Source organism: Flagellimonas lutimaris, assembly GCF_051494225.1.
Taxonomy (GTDB): domain Bacteria; phylum Bacteroidota; class Bacteroidia; order Flavobacteriales; family Flavobacteriaceae; genus Flagellimonas; species Flagellimonas lutimaris_A.
In genome coordinates this window covers 34,550-50,271 of sequence record NZ_JBNPYE010000009.1, presented here as the reverse complement: position 1 = coordinate 50,271, position 15,722 = coordinate 34,550, and the positions used below count along the sequence as shown (strand labels likewise).

Genomic DNA, 15,722 nt, shown 5'->3' with positions numbered 1-15,722 from the left:
ATGGAACAAGGTAATTATTCAGTTGGTTTGGATATTGGAACTACCAAGATCGTAGCAATCATCGGTAGGGAAAATGAGTATGGCAAAATAGAGGTTTTGGGCACTGGACGATCTAAAAGTTTGGGTGTTCACCGTGGAGTGGTCAACAATATTACCCAGACCATTTCTTCTATTCAACAGGCGGTGGAACAGGCCGAGTTGAACTCAGGCCTAAAAATAGGTTCTGTTGTGGTAGGTATTGCAGGTCAGCACATCCGAAGCTTGCACCACAGCGATTACATTACCCGACCCAATTCTGAAGAGGTAATAGATAATGAAGACTTGGACAAATTGTGTAATCAGGTGTACAAATTGGTGATGCTTCCCGGTGAGGAAATCATCCATGTGTTGCCACAGGAGTACAAGGTGGATGGCCAATCTGAGATAAAAGAACCCGTAGGAATGTACGGAGGTCGATTGGAAGCCAACTTTCATGTGGTTGTTGGTCAGGTATCATCCATAAAAAATATTGGAAGGTGCATCAAAAGCGCTGGTTTGGACTTAGGGAATATCACCTTGGAACCCTTGGCATCTGCTGATGCCGTTTTAAGTCAGGAAGAAAAAGAAGCAGGTGTTGCTTTGATCGATATAGGTGGTGGTACTACGGACCTTGCCATTTTTAAGGACGGCATCATCCGTCATACCTCCGTTATCCCATTTGGGGGTAATGTGATTACAGAAGACATTAAAGAAGGTTGCTCTATTATTGAAAAGCAAGCTGAGTTATTGAAGATAAAATTTGGTTCTGCTTGGCCAGGAGAGAACAAGGACAACGAGATTGTTTCCATTCCTGGTTTAAGAGGTCGTGAGCCCAAGGAAATTACTTTGAAAAACCTTTCGAAGATTATTCACGCTCGCGTAGTGGAGATTGTGGAGCAGGTGTATGTGGAGATAAAAAATTATGGCCACGAGGAGCAGAAGAAAAAATTGATAGCGGGAATTGTACTTACCGGTGGAGGAAGCCAGTTGAAACATTTAAAACAATTGGTGGAATACATTACCGGTATGGATACAAGAATAGGTTATCCCAATGAACACCTGGCAGGCGACTCTGACGAAGAGGTTGCTAGCCCGTTGTATGCAACAGCTGTTGGATTGCTAATGAATTCCCTGGAGGCCAACAAGAAAAACCATGTCGTGGATCAAGAAGAGATGCACGAAGAAGAGGTTTTGGTAGGCCAAGAACACGATATGGGAGCCAAGACAAATGTGGCTTCGCATACTGAGAGAAAATCCATTTTTGACAAATGGTCAGAAAAGTTGAAGGACTTTTTGGACAATGCTGAATAATAACCTCATAAGAGAAACACAACTGTCATGAGTAAGAACACTGAATTTGACAATATCGCTTTTGATTTGCCCAAGAACAAAAGCAACGTAATTAAAGTTATCGGAGTAGGCGGTGGCGGAAGTAACGCTATCAATCACATGTTTCAGGCCGGTATTAATGGAGTAGATTTTGTAATCTGCAACACCGATGCGCAGGCATTGCAAAACAGTTCAGTACCCAACAAAATCCAATTAGGGGTTTCCCTTACCGAAGGATTGGGTGCAGGGGCCAATCCCGATGTTGGTGAACAGGCCGCTTTGGAGAGTATGGAGGATCTTAAGGCCATGTTGGACAACAATACAAAAATGGCATTCATCACGGCAGGAATGGGCGGTGGAACCGGTACGGGCGCAGCCCCCGTTATTGCCAAGATTGCCAAAGAAATGGATGTTCTTACGGTAGGTATTGTTACCATGCCGTTCCAGTTCGAAGGTGCTATGCGTAATAAGCAGGCGCAACTTGGGATTGAGAAACTACGTGCCAACGTGGATTCCTTGATTGTAATCAACAACAACAAACTTAGAGAAGTATACGGTAATCTTGGGTTTAAGGCCGGTTTCTCAAAAGCGGATGAGGTCTTAGCTACTGCGGCAAGGGGTATCGCAGAGGTAATTACCCACCACTACACACAAAATATTGACCTTAGAGATGCCAAGACGGTACTTTCCAATAGTGGTACGGCCATTATGGGGTCGGCGGCAGCATCTGGTTCGGCAAGGGCTACCGAGGCTATCATGAAAGCCTTGGATTCACCATTGTTGAACGATAACAAAATCAGCGGGGCCAAAAACGTATTGTTACTCATTGTTTCCGGCTCACAAGAAATCACTATTGATGAAATCGGGGAGATCAACGATCATATCCAAATTGAAGCAGGTCACGGAGCCAACATTATTATGGGTGTAGGAGAGGACGAAGGCCTTGGAGAAGCTATCGCGGTAACAGTAATTGCCACTGGTTTCAATGTGGATCAGCAAGACAATATTGTAAATACCGAATCCAAAAAGGTGTTTTACACTTTGGAAGATGAACAAACAGCAGAACAGGATTTAACTCCCGAAGCTACATCGGTACGGGAAGTGAAAGTTGAAAAAACACCAACCCCTGAACCTGAGCCAGAGCCAACACCAGAACCAACTGTGGTGAAACACACCTTGGAGATGGAAGAGGAGCAAGAGGAAGTAGCTCCCAACATAGAGGTAAAAAACCCTGATTTAATTCCAACAACCAATTACATTAGAAACTTTAATGTGTTCTACGAGGAAGTTGTTGCAGAGAACGTTGAGGATGACTTTGTAATCATTGAGGCCAAGAATGTAATAAATAATATAGATGTAGTTGATGCTGAAGAAGTGTCGTCAAAGAACAATGAGGACCAGTTCACATTAAGTTTTGATATGCCGTTGAACAGTCAGGCTGAAGAAGAAGGTGACGAAAAAGAACACACAGTAACCTTTAATTTAGATGACGGGGTAGGAGATGTTGAAGTGAACGATTATGTGGAGGTTAAGCCAGTTTTGGAATACAAAAAGGAAGGCGAGACCCGATACGATTTACAAGAATACATGGAGTTGGAAAACAAGTTGACCGGTGCGAAGTCAAAAGCGGAAACCCATGAACCAAAATTGGTGGAGAATGAACTTGTTTTTGAAAAGAAGACCGTAAAGGTTGAAGAAAAAAGTGAAGGTTCAGGGAAAAACGAAGAAACTACGAATAGTCTTGACCCAATGAACAGTTCTATCAGCGATATCTTAAAAGATAGGGCAGATGAACGCAGGAGAAAGCTGAAAAACTTCAACTATAAATTCCAGAACAACCGCAATAGTATAGATGATATAGAAAAAGAGCCCGCATATAAGCGTCAAGGCGTGGATTTAAACGATGTTCCAAAGGAACAAAAGGTATCCAGAACCTCCTTGGGCGAGGATAGCAACGATGATTTACAGTTGCGTTCCAATAACTCTTTTTTGCACGATAATGTTGATTAGTAGTGTTTAAATTAACATCCATTTTAATGGATAGCATAAACCCGGAAGTAACGTAACTTTCGGGTTTATTTTTTATCTTCGCGAACTAAATCAGAATACATGGGTTTGCAAGAAAAGGTGATGACAGAAATGAAAGTTGCAATGAAGGCAAAAGATACTGTTGCCTTGGAATCATTGCGAGCTGTTAAATCTGCTATTTTATTGGCTAAGACCGATAAAGGTGGCGGTGCTGAATTGTCTGAAGAGGACGAAATTAAATTGGTTCAAAAATTGGTAAAACAACGTAAGGATAGTGCAGCCATATACCAAGAGCAAGGTCGAGAAGACTTGGCTGGACCAGAATTGGCACAGGTAGCCATAATCGAAAAGTTTTTACCGGAGCAGCTTACCGAAGAGGAAATTGAGAAAGTGGTAGTAATGACCATCGATTCTGTTGGGGCTTCGGGTATGCAAGATATGGGTAAGGTAATGGGAATTGTTTCCAAAGAATTGGCCGGACAGGCTGATGGGAAAACTATTTCAGCCATTGTAAAAGCTAAATTGAGTTCGTGATTATTTAAGTAATGGCCCAGTAGTTCAACTGGATAGAATATCAGATTTCGGCTCTGAGGGTTGGGGGTTCGAATCCTCCCTGGGTCACGGATAAATAAAAAAGCACGCTGAAAAGCGTGCTTTTTTATTGCACAACTTTTATCAAGCTACTTTGCTGATCGTTTTGGTTGATACTACCTTGTTCATTTTATAAAAGAGCAGAGGCCCATTTACTGGTTTAGTTACTAGGTCGTTGGCACCCAATTCAAAAATGTTTTTTCTTGTTTGGCTCGTATTGTCGGCAGTAAGTACAATTATAGGAATCTGAGCGTCACAATTAGCTTCTCCGTTTCTGATTATGGATATTGTTTCGAATCCGTCCATTTCAGGCATTTGCAGATCCATCAGAACAAAATCAAAGCTCTTTTTCTTCATGATTTCCAGAGCTTCTTTGCCATGGTTGGCTATCGTAAGCGTTGCATTGCTCCAATTCTTTTTGAACAATAATTTTACAACGGTCTGATTCATTTTGTTGTCTTCCACATAAAGTATATTTCCAGTTTTCAATTGGATATTTGAGGAAGCTGTTTTTGATTCATCGGTAGTCATTGTTTGATCTTCATCAATCTCAAAACTTAGACTTATTTCACAGATAGTACCTTGGTTTATATTGTCTCGAAGATCGATTGTTCCTTTTTGAAGATCTACATAGGTTTTTACGATATATAGACCTAACCCCAAACCACTGAATTCTCGTTTATCCATAAAGGATTTTTTGGTAAAGGATTCATATATGGTACTCATCTTTTCTTTGGAAATACCAATACCGGTATCTTTTATGGTAAAATTTAAGGTGGCATGGTCATTATCTTTTTTACACTTGACATCCATGGCCACACTTCCTTCATTGGTAAACTTAATTGCGTTGTCCAAAGTGTGGTTAAGGATTTGGACGAGTTTACCCTTGTCTCCAACAATTCTAGCGGGTAAAGTATTTGAAATGGATACATTGAGCTCCAAACCTTTGACGGTCGCCTTTTTCTCTTGAAGTTTGATGACTTTTGATAAGGTTGATTTTAAATCAAAAGGAACCTCTTTCAACTCTTGGTCTCCTTTTTCGATTACGGTAAAATCCAGGATATCCTCTATGTAACCCAATAAATTTTTGGAGGAGTTGAGTAGCATCTTGCATTTCTCTTCCAGATTGTCTTCCTCTTTGTGTTCTTGCAGTGAAGTGGCCACACCCATTATCAAGTTGAGCGGTGTTCTTAGTTCGTGACTGATGTTGGAAAGAAAGGACGATTTGATTTCGTTCATATCTTCTGCCCTTTGTAGGGACAACAGTTGATTTTTTTCATTCTGCATACGTAGGTCTCGTATCCTATTGCTCATTGAGATGGATAGGAAGATGATTTCCAATCCAATGCCAAATTTTGTTCCATTGCTCGTGAAGAAAGAATTTTCAATGGTATTGAAGTTATTTAGTATGAAGACCACAAACCCAGAGACCAAAAATGAAATACCAATCACAAAGTAAGGATCTATTTTTTCTTTTTTCAATTTCAATGTGACTAGGGAGGTAATCATGTGAACCAATACCAAAATACCAATGGCATTGGCCAGCGGGTAGCAATACTTAAAAAGACTTGGAATCAAAGCCAATATCAAGATTCCTATGATTATACCGGAGCTAATGGCTTTGCTCGCGACATGTAGAACAGAGCTGTTCCTTTTCAGGTCAAGAATGACATCGCCATATTTGCTAAAAAATAAAAGAGAGATAAAAGCGGTTAGCAATACAGCTCTATCGGAAAGCCATCCGCCTTGAGGGGTAAAATATTGATGAAAAAAACCATCCAACGAAAACTGCATCAGTGCTATAAAAAGCACGTAGAGTGCATAGTAGATAAACGCTCTGTCTTTTAAAGCGAAAAAGAAAAACAGGTAGATGATACAGGCTAAGATCAAAATTCCATAAAAGAAACCATAAAAAACCTGCTCTTTATAGGTAAGGTTGAAAAAATCATCTTCTTGATATAAGCGCATGGGGAGCATTACCACTTCTCCATCACTCTTAAGGTGGATGTAAGCTTGCATTTTTTGAAATGGCTCCAGCTCTATATCAAAAATTGATTTTCTATGCTGGATTGTCTTTTTTGAAAAAGGTATTTTATCGCCACTATATTGTTCTTGTACGTTACCTTCATTATCAACAAGGTACAGGTTGACAATGTCCGTTATGGGTCTGGCAGTTTCTAAATAGTATTGGGCAAACTCAGAGGTTTGGTTCTCTAAAGTAAAGGACATCCAGTAATTATCACTGGAAAAACCTAGGTTCTCCTTTAAACTGGAAAGTGGAACAAACTCTAGATTTGGGTTATTTCTAATTTCATCAAAACTATAATCCCTTTGTCCAGCCAATAAAACAGAGGTTTCAGGACGCAATGAGATAGCTTCGATGTCATTAATTTTATCTCCAAACTGAGCGTTGGAAATAATCGTAAAAAAAAGGAAAAATATAATGGGCCATGTTGATGGCTTTGGGGGAATTGTGTTGCGCATTAAGTAGGCTTTGTTGATATCGCTTTTTGGGGAAGCGGATATCATGTTGTTGGTTTGAGTTTTCAACGTTTATGATTTGCGATTAGTACATTATGCAGTAAGTAATTGATAATGATTAGATGTAACTCAAAAAAATATCGATGAATGACAATAAAAATTGAAAGGAATCCACTTTACTATGGACTAAAGTACCCATGTTGGGTGATTTACATCTTTGTTTTTGGTAGGTGGAAGTCCTTAAAAGTCAAGAATTATGCGCAAGATTATATGGATTCTTTTTTTAGTAATGGGAGCTTTAGGCTATTCCCAAAGTATAGATTACAATACCAAAAAAAAAGGATATGCAGTCAATGGCTATGATGTGGTTTCTTATTTTAATAATAAGCCTATGGAGGGTAAAGAAGAATTCACGACAACATATGATGGTGTCAACTACAAGTTTTTTAGTAAAGGGAATATGGAAAAGTTCATTGCCAAGCCCAAAGTATATTTACCAAAATATGGGGGATACTGTGCATATGCGGTTGCGGTAAACGGGAAGAAAGTAAATGTGGACCCAGAGACTTATGAAATTAGGGATGGAGAACTTTACTTGTTCTACAATAAGGGAAAGAACAATACATTACAGTTTTGGCTCAATGAATCCCCAACTGATCTTAAAACCAAAGCCGATAAAAACTGGGAGAAAATAAAGAATTGAATATTCTTTTTATCTTATACTCAAATTCGTCAAAAAACAATCAAAACGAAACCAATAATTAAACAATCATGTTCAAATCTTCCTTGGAAACTTTGGAGCAGTTCAAACAAGTGCTGTTGGAGCTACCCAAAAATTGTTATTCACAGTCGTGCAGTATACTTTCCAACGCCAGCATAGGTCAACATACAAGGCATGTAATAGAACTGTATCTTTGCCTCATAAAGGGTTACGATGTTGCTGATGTTTCTTATGATAGAAGGGAACGTGACCTTAAGATCGAAGAGGATTTGGCATTTGCCCTTGAGCAATTGGGGTACATTCAAAAGCATTTGGAAAAACCCAATAAGTCCATAAAAGTTAAGTACGAATTGGCTGGAGTGGAAAACTGTCTGGATTCCAATTATTTTAGGGAAGTCATGTACAATTTGGAACATACCATTCATCATCAGGCTTTGATTAAGGTCGGCATTGAGCATTTTTCAAATCAAGAGGTTCCAGAATCTTTTGGAGTGGCACCATCTACCATACAATACAGAAAGGCATGTGCACAGTAAGTTTTATTTCATCAGGTGGTCAATATTTTATAACATCGAACAGAGATGAACATGTTTCAAGACCGTTGGCATTGGAACCTCAGGAAGAAACCATTGGTTCGGCCAAAGTACTTTTTCCCAAAGACCCTAAAGCCGGAGGTACTTGGTTTGCCCTCAACGAGAATGGTTCGGTCGGGGTGCTCCTAAATGGAGCCTTTGTAAACCACAACTCAACAGGAAATTACGCGCGAAGTAGGGGATTGGTGCTTTTGGATGTCATTGCATCTGAGAACCCTTTTGACCTGCTTCAAGAAATGGAATTGTATCAGATAGAGCCGTTTACTTTGGTATTGTTCAAAACTACATTGTTGGAGTTTAGATGGGATGGTAACCAAAAGTATTTTAGGCCGTTGGACAAGACAAAAAATCATATTTGGTCTTCTGCCACGCTTTATAAGGATAAAGTGATTGAACATAGAAGGCGTTTGTTTGAACAGTTTATTGGAGGGGATTCTGATATATTGGCATCGGAGGTGGTGGATTTTCATTCGAACAACTATGATGATTTTGAGAACGGATTTATTATTGACCGAGAATCTGGTTTAAAGACCTTCAGTGTTACTCAAGCAATCATAGGTCAGGATGATGACATTGTAATGCGTCATTTGGATTTATTGAACGAAAAACTTTTCGAGGCACCCTTTTCTCCAACTCAACTTACCATGTAGCGATTATGGATTCTCTTAAATTGATATGGCATAGAATCACTCATTGGGAGTATTGGCCCTTTTGGTTGATTTATTATCCCATGTTTCCAGTTTGGCTATACTATTCGTTCAAGGCACGTTCCATTTTCTTTTTTAATGCTGCCAACCCTGGAATGAAGAATGGAGGTATGGCCATGATATCTAAAATGGATATCTATAATATGACACCTACCCAGTTTATTCCCAAAACACTGTTCATTGATAAAAATGAATCTCCCGAACTGGCCTTGGAGCGTATTTTGGATTTGGATATCCGTTACCCGTTTATCGCTAAGCCCGATATCGGTATGAAGGCATTTGGGGTGGAAAAAATCCATAATAAAGATGAATTCCTGAAATATGTGGGTTGGAGCCCTTCCGATTTTTTGGTGCAGGAATTAATTCCGTATCAAAAGGAAGTGGGTATATTTTATGTAAGAAAACCTGGGGAAGCCCATGGTAAAATAACGGGTGTTGTTTCCAAGGAGTTTTTAACTATTACGGGTGATGGCGAAAGTACTATGGTGGAACTCATTAAAAAGAATCCAAGAAGCCATTTGCAGTTAAAGGTGTTGGAGCAAAAGTTTGGAGACAAGCTTCAAAATATATTGGAAAAGGATGAGAAGTTTGTTTTGGTGCCTTATGGAAGCCACACCCGAGGGGCCAAGTTTGTGGATATTAGCCATCAAATCAATGAGGATTTGGTGAATACGATAGATGGGATATGCTCTCAAATGAAAGGTTTTCATTACGGTCGTTTGGATGTGTTGTACAATACCTACGAGGAACTGTGCGAAGGAAAGAACTTCAGTATTATTGAGGTAAATGGCGCAGGTGGGGAGGCCACTCATATTTACGATCCCAAACACTGCTTATTATGGGCTTGGCGAGAGGTGGCACGCCATTGGGGCATGCTATGTGAGATCAGTGTGTTAAACAATCAAAAAGGACATTCTTATTTAAGTTTTAGGGACGGTAGGGCCATGCTAAAACAAAATGGTGCCCTGCAGGCACAATTAAAGTTTTAGGGTACAATTAAAGTATATCCTGAATATAATTTTCCATACCACTGGGTTCCGTCGTGGGTGCAAATCGTTTAACGGGCTTTCCTGTTTTATCAATCACAAATTTGGTAAAATTCCATTTGATTTTTCCGCCCAACAAACCACTTAATTCTGATTTGAGGTACTTGAAAATAGGATGGGCATCGCTGCCGTTTACCTCAATCTTTGTGAACATGGGAAAGCTTACACCATAATTCATTTGGCAAAATTCTTGGATTTCATCGGCACTGCCGGGCTCTTGGTTTCCAAATTGATTACAGGGAAATCCCAAAACCACTAATCCTTGATCCTTATATTTTTGATAAAGAGCTTCCAGACCTTTGTACTGAGGGGTTAATCCACATTTACTGGCAGTATTTACCACAACTATAGTTTTGCCCTTATATTTTTCCATGGATTCTGTGGTGCCATCCAAGCGCTCCGCTTTAAACTCATAAAATTTCATGGTTACTTTTTTCCTTTGATTAATAAATGTTTCAATGCTCCGGTGGACCAAAGCGCCCAGAGTATCAAAACGGGCTGAAAGAACAGGCGAATAAATCGTTTTAAATCCGTGTCCAATCCAAAGGCATCAATACCATTGGTGTATTGCGAAATGTTTCCAGGGAAAATCAAAACATAGAATATGGCCAACACGATACCTACTTTGACTTTGTGTTTTAACAAGAGGACCATGGCCAAGCCCAACGCCATTTCGACCACTCCAGAGGAAACTACAACAAAATCCATGAAAGTGTCGCTTGTGGGCAACCAACGGGGTACCTGGGCTTGGAATTCTTCGCGTTGAAAAGTAAGGTGGCCCACACCTGCCATAATCATAAAAAGGCCTAATATTATCCTGAATATATTTTGGGTAGAACTTGTGGTCGTGCTCATCAGAAAACTTTTCCAGTTTCCTTAAATATAACCATATCTAAATAGAACAATTGTGAAATAGCCCCAAAACCTTGGTGAAAATTATAAGTTTTATTCAGTCAACTGCATTTTATGCTTAATGGTGTTCATAATGATGGGGGCGTGGATTCGTGAGTTTTCGATAAACCATTTATGAGTTTCCATGCCACCACATATTACACCTGCCAAAAATAGACCATCAATATTGGTCTCCATGGTCTCTGGGTCGTAGGTAGGGAGTCTTTTTTGGTCGTTGGATAAGGTGATACCCAGTTTTTCCAAAAAAGCAAAATTGGGTTTGTATCCTGTCAAGGCCAGCACAAAATCGTTTTCCAATGTTACCTCCCCTTCGGGCGAATTGATGATGATTTCATGGGGTTTTATTTTCTTGACGGTAGAATTATAATAGGCTTTGATGCTACCCTCCTCAATTCGGTTGATGATATCGGGACGTACCCAATATTTTACACGTGGACCCACTTCTGGACCTCGAATCACCAAGGTTACCTCTGCACCTTTTCTCCAACATTCCAAAGCCGCATCTATGGCAGAGTTACTGGCGCCGACTACTACTAATTTTTGACTGGCATAAAAGTGTGGGTCGTTATAGTAATGGGATACTTTTGGTAAATCTTCACCAGGAACATTCATGGTGTTTGGCAAATCGTAAAAACCGGTAGCAACTACTACGTTTTTGGCTTGGTACTCATCTTTGTCGGTCTTTACCAAAAAAGTTTCTCCTTGCTTTTCAGTATCCAGAACTTTTTCAAAAAGATGGATGTTGAGCTGGTTGGATGTTACGATCCTTCTATAATATTCCAAAGCCTCGTTTCTTTTGGGTTTGGCTTCATTACTGATAAAGGGAATTTCGTCAATTTCCAGCTTTTCCGAAGAGGAGAAAAATTGCATGTTCACAGGGTAATTGAACAACGAATTTACAATCGGTCCTTTTTCAATTATGATATATGAAATACCTTGTTTTTTAGCTTCCAAACCGCAAGCAATCCCAATGGGACCACCTCCTATGATGACAACATCAAATTCCTGCATTATGCTATTTCTTCTTTTAATTTTTTAATGGTTTCGGTTGGGTTTTCACTTTTGAATACAAAACTTCCAGCAACCAAAACGTCCGCACCATGATCAACCAATTTTTTAGCATTACCTGCATTTACACCTCCATCAATCTCGATCAAGGTCTTTGCATTCTTACGGTTGATCAGCTCCTTGAGGTCGGCTACCTTTTGATAGGTGTTCTCAATAAAGGATTGTCCGCCAAAACCTGGGTTCACACTCATGATAAGTACAATGTCTATGTCCTGAATAGTGTCTTCCAATAATTTTATGGATGTATGTGGATTGATTGCCACTCCAGCCTTCATACCTTCAGCTTTTATGGCCTGTAAGGTTCTGTGCAAATGAGGACAAGCTTCGTAATGAACAGTTAAGAAATCAACACCTAAATCTCCAAAGGTTTTGATATACCTGTCTGGGTCAACAATCATCAAGTGGGTGTCCAACGGTTTTTTGGCATGTTTGGCAATAGCTTGTATCACTGGCATTCCAAAGGAAATATTCGGAACAAAAACACCATCCATTACGTCCAAATGAAACCAATCAGCATCACTTTGGTTCACCATTTCTATTTCTTGTTGAAGGTTGGCAAAGTCGGATGCCAAGAGCGAAGGGGCAATCATTGATTTGTTCATAGTACAAAGTTAGCCAATTACAGCCATCCTTAAACGAAAAAAACTCCGGTAATCAGCCGGAGTTTATTCATCAATCAAAAAACGAACAGTCATGATAAACTGTTATATCTTACTAAATTACAACTTTCCTGCCAAAAATCAAATTTAAGGATAGTTTAACTGTAATTTATAGAGTGATTTTTACACTTTATCCCAAATAAGTTTTCAAAATCTTACTTCTGGAGGTATGTTTTAGCCTACGGATGGCTTTTTCCTTAATCTGGCGAACTCTTTCCCTGGTAAGGTCAAAAGTTTCACCGATTTCCTCCAATGTCATGGAATGTTGTCCTGCCAAACCAAAGTAAAGTCTGATTACATCAGCTTCACGAGGGGTAAGGGTTTCCAGTGCACGTTCGATTTCAGTACGAAGTGAATCGTGCAAAAGCTCCTTATCTGGGTTTGGAGATTCACCACTACGCAATACATCGTAAAGGTTGGAATCCTCTCCATCAATCAATGGGGCATCCATGGATACATGGCGACCTGAGTTTTTTAAAGATTGCTTCACATCTTCCACGGTCATGTCCAATTCTTTGGCAATTTCCTCTGCAGATGGTGGACGCTCATGCGCTTGCTCCAAGAAAGCAAATGTTTTATTGATCTTGTTGATGGAACCAATCTTGTTCAGTGGCAAACGAACAATACGGGATTGTTCTGCCAATGCCTGAAGAATAGATTGACGAATCCACCAAACGGCGTAAGAAATAAATTTAAATCCACGAGTTTCATCAAAACGTTGAGCCGCTTTGATAAGCCCCAAGTTTCCTTCATTGATCAAATCAGGAAGTGTCAACCCTTGATTTTGGTACTGTTTTGCCACAGAAACCACGAACCTAAGGTTGGCTTTAGTTAATTTTTCTAAGGCTATTTGGTCTCCCGCCTTAATTCGCTGTGCCAACTCCACTTCTTCATCGGCGGTAATCAAATCTACCTTACCGATTTCCTGCAAATACTTGTCCAACGACGCGGTTTCCCTATTGGTAACCTGTTTTGTAATCTTTAACTGTCTCATCTAAAAAATCCCTTCAAATTAAATTTGTGAACCGGAGCTCATTAGGTTATACGTTGAAAAAACCAAAAAGTTACATTTTGATCGCATTTTTTTAAAAAAAGAAACCCCGGGAATAGTTCCCAGGGTTTTTTTATATGATAGGATTGTTTAAAACTAATCCCTTCTCGGTTTTCTATCTCTATCTCTATTTCCACCTCTGCGGTCGCCACCACCTCTACGATCACCACCTCTATCATTTCGTGGTGGTCTTTCGGTATACCCTTCAGGTTTTGGCAACAAGGCTTTTCTTGATACCTTTTCCTTTCTGGTTCTTGGGTCTAGACCGAAGTACTTTACATCAAAAACATCACCCATGTTCACAACATCGGATACATTTTCGGTGCGTTCCCATGCCAATTCGGATACGTGGAGCAATACTTCGTTCCCTGGTGCATCGGTGTATTCCACCACAGCGCCAAAGTCAAGCATTTTAATCACTTTTACCTCATAAACACTTCCAACTTCTGGCTTGAACATTAATGCATCGATTTTTGCCAATACGGCATCGATACCTTCTTGTCCTGTACCCAAGATTTCCACAATACCTTCTTCGGTTTCGGGGTCTTCGTTGATAACAATAGTAGTATTTGTTGTTTTTTGAAGCTCTTGAATCACTTCACCACCTTTTCCTATCAATGCGCCAATATATTCACCAGGAATAACTCTGGTCACAATTTTTGGAGCATAAGATTTAACTTCTGGTCTAGGTTCGGCAATAGTATCGGTAAGTTTGCCCAAAATGTGCATTCTTCCATCTTTCGCCTGAATCAAAGCATTCACCAAAATCTCGTAGGACAATCCTTTTACTTTAATATCCATTTGGCAAGCAGTAATACCGTCTGCTGTACCGGTTACCTTAAAGTCCATGTCTCCCAAGTGATCTTCATCACCTAAAATATCGGAAAGCACGGCGTATTTGCCAGTTTCCGTATCCGTGATCAATCCCATGGCAATACCGGAAACAGGTTTTTTCAACTGAACCCCTGCATCCATCAACGCCATTGTTCCTGAACATACGGTAGCCATAGATGAGGAACCATTTGATTCCAATACTTCGGAAACTACACGAACAGTATAAGGACAATCTTCTGGGATCATTCCTTTAAGGGCACGTTGTGCCAAGTTACCATGTCCTACCTCTCTACGGGATGTACCACGAATAGGTCGTGCTTCACCAGTGGAGAAAGGAGGGAAGTTGTAATGCAAATAGAATGTTTCTTCACCTTCGAAAGATGGCATATCAATTTGATTGGCCTCTCTGGAAGTACCCAAAGTAACAGTTGCCAATGCCTGTGTTTCACCACGGGTAAAAATAGCTGATCCGTGCACGGAGGGTAAATAATCAGTTTCACACCAGATTGGTCTTACATCTGTAGTTTTACGTCCGTCCAAACGAAGCCCTTCTTCCAATGTAAGGTTTCTAACAGCTTCTTTTTCGGCTTTGTGGTAATATTTCGAGATCAAATCACCGATCTCTTCCAATTCCTCTTCGGAAAAAGATGCTTTGATTTCTTCTTTGATAGCGGAAAATGCTTCGCTACGTTCTTTTTTAGAGGAACCAGCTTTGGCCACTTCATACACCTTGTCATAGGCCATGTCATGTACTTTTTTCTGTAGATCTTCGTCTTCAGCTTCTGGCTCGTACTCACGAACTTCTTTTTTACCGAATGCTTCGGCTAATTTTTCCTGTGCAGCACATTGTACTTTAATGGCTTCGTGGGCAAATTTGATGGCTTCCACCATTTCCTCTTCGGAAATTTCGTCCATTTCGCCTTCAACCATCATTACAGAATCTGCAGAAGCACCGATCATCATGTCGATGTCGGACTCTTGAAGTTGTGCTCTGGTCGGGTTGATGATGAATTCACCGTTTACCCTACCTACACGAACTTCCGATATGGCACACTCGAACGGAAAATCCGAAAGTTGAATGGCAGCGGAGGCAGCCAATCCAGCCATTGCATCTGGCATAACATCTTCGTCATGCGACATCAACTGAATCATCACCTGTGTTTCAGAATGATAATCTTTTGGGAACAAAGGTCTCAATACCCTATCCACCAAACGCATGGTCAATACTTCACCATCACTTGGTCTGGCTTCTCTTTTAAAGAAACCACCTGGATATCGTCCTGCAGCAGCAAATTTTTCACGATAATCTACGGTAAGTGGCAAAAAGTCCACATCCGAAGCTTTGTAATTGGAGACAACTGTACACAATAGCATACACTTGCCAGATTGGACAACAACAGAGCCATGGGCCTGCTTTGCCAGTTTTCCGGTTTCGATAGAAATCTCTCTACCATCACCTAGGTCTATGACCTCTTTGAATGTCTTTGGAATCATAAAATTAATCTTACCCTGCCATCGTGGCGGGGTCGTTAAACATTTGGTCTACCGCCATCCGGGCGGTCGGGTTGTGTTGTTGTTGTGTGTGCTTGGGAGCACTTGACCAATGAAAAACTATTTGTAGCTTTTTGTGTTTGCCCAGTTTTATGCTGGGACTTTATATAGTTGAAACATTCAACTAAAACAA

The 15,722-nt window shown here is 40.2% G+C and carries 14 protein-coding genes and 1 tRNA gene; 8 read left to right on the top strand and 7 right to left on the bottom strand.

The annotated features are described in order from the left end of the window. From ftsA to ACQQ5U_RS15470, 4 genes are all read left to right on the top strand, one after another. A complete protein-coding gene (gene ftsA / locus ACQQ5U_RS15485) occupies positions 1-1,329 on the top strand; it encodes a cell division protein FtsA (protein ID WP_119606233.1) in 1,329 nt (442 codons plus the stop codon). A 27-nt stretch (positions 1,330-1,356) separates the two neighbouring features. Continuing rightward, positions 1,357-3,357: a cell division protein FtsZ gene (gene ftsZ / locus ACQQ5U_RS15480; RefSeq protein WP_437398881.1), complete on the top strand. Its 2,001-nt coding sequence runs from the start codon at positions 1,357-1,359 to the stop codon at positions 3,355-3,357. Positions 3,358-3,456: 99 nt separating this feature from the next. Continuing rightward, positions 3,457-3,909, top strand: coding sequence for a GatB/YqeY domain-containing protein (locus ACQQ5U_RS15475; RefSeq protein ID WP_437398879.1), 453 nt, complete (start codon positions 3,457-3,459; stop codon positions 3,907-3,909). Positions 3,910-3,922: 13 nt separating this feature from the next. Beyond that, positions 3,923-3,996: transfer RNA gene (locus ACQQ5U_RS15470), tRNA-Arg, on the top strand. Positions 3,997-4,050: 54 nt separating this feature from the next. Here the strand turns inward: ACQQ5U_RS15470 and ACQQ5U_RS15465 are convergent. Then, positions 4,051-6,495: a 7TM diverse intracellular signaling domain-containing protein gene (locus ACQQ5U_RS15465; protein WP_437398878.1), complete on the bottom strand. Its 2,445-nt coding sequence runs from the start codon at positions 6,493-6,495 to the stop codon at positions 4,051-4,053. Between the two features lie 208 nt (positions 6,496-6,703). Between ACQQ5U_RS15465 and ACQQ5U_RS15460 the strand changes: the two genes are divergently transcribed. From ACQQ5U_RS15460 to ACQQ5U_RS15445, 4 genes are all read left to right on the top strand, one after another. Next, entirely contained in the window at positions 6,704-7,150 is a 447-nt protein-coding gene (locus ACQQ5U_RS15460; protein WP_437398877.1) for a YHS domain-containing (seleno)protein, read from the top strand. 68 nt (positions 7,151-7,218) lie between these two features. Continuing rightward, positions 7,219-7,704: a DinB family protein gene (locus ACQQ5U_RS15455; RefSeq protein ID WP_437398875.1), complete on the top strand. Its 486-nt coding sequence runs from the start codon at positions 7,219-7,221 to the stop codon at positions 7,702-7,704. Beyond that, on the top strand, positions 7,692-8,411 hold the full coding sequence (locus ACQQ5U_RS15450; protein WP_437398873.1) for an NRDE family protein: 720 nt from the start codon (positions 7,692-7,694) through the stop codon (positions 8,409-8,411). Before ACQQ5U_RS15455 ends, ACQQ5U_RS15450 begins: the two co-directional genes overlap by 13 nt. A gap of 5 nt (positions 8,412-8,416) precedes the next feature. After that, complete coding sequence (locus ACQQ5U_RS15445) at positions 8,417-9,457, top strand: D-alanine--D-alanine ligase (RefSeq protein WP_437398872.1); 1,041 nt, start codon at positions 8,417-8,419, stop codon at positions 9,455-9,457. A 7-nt stretch (positions 9,458-9,464) separates the two neighbouring features. Here ACQQ5U_RS15445 and ACQQ5U_RS15440 read toward each other — a convergent pair whose 3' ends face one another. The 6 genes from ACQQ5U_RS15440 to ACQQ5U_RS15415 all read right to left on the bottom strand — a co-directional run bounded on the left by ACQQ5U_RS15440 (position 9,465) and on the right by ACQQ5U_RS15415 (position 15,532). Continuing rightward, positions 9,465-9,938: a glutathione peroxidase gene (locus tag ACQQ5U_RS15440; protein WP_437398871.1), complete on the bottom strand. Its 474-nt coding sequence runs from the start codon at positions 9,936-9,938 to the stop codon at positions 9,465-9,467. A gap of 2 nt (positions 9,939-9,940) precedes the next feature. Continuing rightward, complete coding sequence (locus tag ACQQ5U_RS15435; RefSeq protein ID WP_437398869.1) at positions 9,941-10,369, bottom strand: DoxX family protein; 429 nt, start codon at positions 10,367-10,369, stop codon at positions 9,941-9,943. 90 nt (positions 10,370-10,459) lie between these two features. Next, complete coding sequence (locus ACQQ5U_RS15430) at positions 10,460-11,437, bottom strand: YpdA family putative bacillithiol disulfide reductase (RefSeq protein ID WP_437398868.1); 978 nt, start codon at positions 11,435-11,437, stop codon at positions 10,460-10,462. Further along, on the bottom strand, positions 11,437-12,096 hold the full coding sequence (gene rpe, locus ACQQ5U_RS15425) for a ribulose-phosphate 3-epimerase (RefSeq protein WP_437398867.1): 660 nt from the start codon (positions 12,094-12,096) through the stop codon (positions 11,437-11,439). Before rpe ends, ACQQ5U_RS15430 begins: the two co-directional genes overlap by 1 nt. 187 nt (positions 12,097-12,283) lie before the next feature. Further along, on the bottom strand, positions 12,284-13,147 hold the full coding sequence (locus ACQQ5U_RS15420) for a sigma-70 family RNA polymerase sigma factor (protein ID WP_014033356.1): 864 nt from the start codon (positions 13,145-13,147) through the stop codon (positions 12,284-12,286). 153 nt (positions 13,148-13,300) lie between these two features. After that, positions 13,301-15,532, bottom strand: a complete 2,232-nt coding sequence (locus ACQQ5U_RS15415; protein WP_437398865.1) for a polyribonucleotide nucleotidyltransferase — start codon at positions 15,530-15,532, stop codon at positions 13,301-13,303. Between the last annotated feature and the right edge of the window lie 190 nt (positions 15,533-15,722).